We start from the raw sequence: 2,087 nt of genomic DNA on the forward strand, positions 1-2,087 counted from the left end.
CAACCACCGCCGCCGCCACTCCGCACTCGGCTACCTCAGCCCCACCGACTACGAACAGACCCTCACACCGACTACGCTGCATCAGATCGCGGCATAACCCGGTGTCCACATCCCGGGGGGAACCTCACACCTCTGTCGTTTTGTCGAGGTAGAGGCTGCCGGTCAACGACTCGCTGTAGACGGTCGAAGGCTCTGCCGGGCGGGTGCCCACCGCTGGAAAGTCCAGCACGATGAACGAGCCGGCAACCGAGGCCAGCCGCGGTCCGATGCTGAGCGGCAGCACCCGGACCGAGACGTTGGGTCGCTGCGCGGCGTTCACCAGGTGAGCGAGTTGGCTACGCCAGGCGTCCACGTCCGGGAGGGGGCGGCGAATCACCGCCTCGTCGACGATGGCCTCGAAGACCGGGGCTTTCGGGCTGCGGCGGGTAAGAAGTTTTTGGCGCTCCAAACGCAGCGCGACCTTCTGGGCCACCTCGTCTGGGCTGCGACCGGCCTTCGCGCTGAAGATGGCCGAGGCGTAGTCAGCGGTCTGGAGCAACCCGGGGATCAGCGATGGCTCGAACTGACGGATGCGCCGGGCCGCCGCCTCCAACCCGACGTACAGCTCGAACCATGCGGGGATGGCCTCACCGTAAGCGTGCCACCATCCACGGCTCTTGCTTTCGCGGGCCAGGCTCACCATGACCTCAGTCAGCTCGGCGGACGTGCCGTAGTGCTGGCACATCAGTGCCACATCATGGGTCCGAAGCGAACTCTGCCCGCTCTCCAGGCGGTACATCTTGGCGCGCGACCATTCGAGGTCTTTGGCCGCAGCCTCAAGGTTGATGCCCGCTTCTTCTCTGGCCTGACGCAGCAGCCGGCCCAACTGCCGACGGGGCACTGAAGATCCAATTTCGCTCATGCCGGCTCGTCTCAACTCGATCTGGCAAGGTGTCTCAACTTGAACAGGTTGAGGTGCTGGACGATGCATTGCAAGTCTCGTTCGACGATTCTTTGAATGAGACGTTGCATTCGATCGGCCAGACGACCGATCGTGGCTGATAGCGGGGTACCTGCCAGCGATCATTGGAGGTCTGGGATGGCGCGGTGGAAGTGGTTCCAGCGCAGGAATGAGCCGATCGACGTGGTGAGCCGGTCCGCTGCTGCCGGCACGGAGGCTGCGGATCCGGGCGGTGCCGGCCGGGTGGGCCAGCCGCCGCTGCGCCCGTCGCGCAGACCGGCGCAGCGGTACGCACCGCAGCGGTGCGGCCGCGGGTACCAGCGGTGAGCGCGGCGAAGGAGCATTCCGTCGACGTGGCGGCGCTGCCCGAGATCGAGGTGGACCGTCAGCCGGAACTGCTGGTGCTCGCGACGGAGGACGACGGGCCGATCGGCTGGGTGGTCCTCTTTCCCGAGGGGAACTTCTGGCTGGTCCGCAACTCCTGCCGGACCATCACCCACGGTTCGAGCCTTGCGGTGCTGACCAGCTTCTGGGCCAACGTGCTGGACTGCGAGGTCGGACGACCTCGACTGACATCCGGGGCGTTGTGACGGTGACCGGTCAGCGATGGGCACCTGGCGATCTTGGTTGGCCTGGGTGCCGGGTGCTGCGACCGGTCAGAGGCCGAGCTTCATGCCTTCGTGGCTGGCGACGAAGCCGAGGCCGAGATAGAACCGGTGCGCGTCCCGGCGCAGCTTGTCGGTGGTGAGCTGCACCAGCCCGCAGCCACGCTGCCTGGCTTGGTCGATCGCCCACGTGATCATCTGCCGACCGAGGCCCTGACCGCGTCGGTCCGAGCGGATCCGTACCGCCTCGATCAGTTGCCGCTCGCTGCCGTGTCGCCCCAGCCCCGGGATGTAGGTGAGCTGCATGCAGCCGATCACCTCGCCACCCGCCTCGGCGACGACAAGCTGGTTACGCGGATCGGTGGTGATGTCGGCGAAGGCCTTCTCGTAGGTGGCGTCGACCTCGCCGACATCGCGGGTACGTCCCAGCACGTCGTCGGCGAGCAGATCGAGCACAGCCGGCAGGTCCGCCCGGACCGCCTCACGGAAGATCACGTCGCTCATCAGGTGAGCGTCCCACAGCCTGTCTCTTATACACCTCT

Annotated in this window: 3 protein-coding genes; 1 reads left to right on the top strand and 2 read right to left on the bottom strand. The window is 66.4% G+C overall.

Going from position 1 to position 2,087, the window contains the following annotated elements; translation table 11 throughout:
- Window positions 1-124: 124 nt before the first annotated feature.
- The gene (locus C1I93_RS30305) at window positions 125-901 is read right to left on the bottom strand and encodes a helix-turn-helix domain-containing protein (RefSeq protein WP_111246655.1); all 777 of its coding nucleotides are present in this window, start codon (window positions 899-901) and stop codon (window positions 125-127) included.
- Window positions 902-1,263: 362 nt separating this feature from the next.
- Here C1I93_RS30305 and C1I93_RS30310 point away from each other — a divergent pair, with 362 nt between their 5' ends.
- On the top strand, window positions 1,264-1,530 hold the full coding sequence (locus tag C1I93_RS30310) for a hypothetical protein (RefSeq protein ID WP_146603613.1): 267 nt from the start codon (window positions 1,264-1,266) through the stop codon (window positions 1,528-1,530).
- 66 nt (window positions 1,531-1,596) lie between these two features.
- Here the strand turns inward: C1I93_RS30310 and C1I93_RS30315 are convergent, their stop codons facing one another.
- Window positions 1,597-2,049 carry a GNAT family N-acetyltransferase gene (locus C1I93_RS30315; RefSeq protein ID WP_111246657.1) on the bottom strand — a complete coding sequence of 151 codons (453 nt, stop codon included), beginning with the start codon at window positions 2,047-2,049 and terminating at the stop codon, window positions 1,597-1,599.
- Window positions 2,050-2,087: the final 38 nt, after the last annotated feature.

Source organism: Micromonospora endophytica (assembly GCF_003236305.1).
GTDB classification, from domain to species: domain Bacteria; phylum Actinomycetota; class Actinomycetes; order Mycobacteriales; family Micromonosporaceae; genus Micromonospora; species Micromonospora endophytica.

Coding starts and splice junctions, on each gene's coding strand:
- C1I93_RS30315 (WP_111246657.1), bottom strand. CDS start 2,049: ATGAGCGACGTGATCTTCCGTGAGGCGGTCCGGGCGGACCTGCCGGCT.
- C1I93_RS30305 (WP_111246655.1), bottom strand. CDS start 901: ATGAGCGAAATTGGATCTTCAGTGCCCCGTCGGCAGTTGGGCCGGCTG.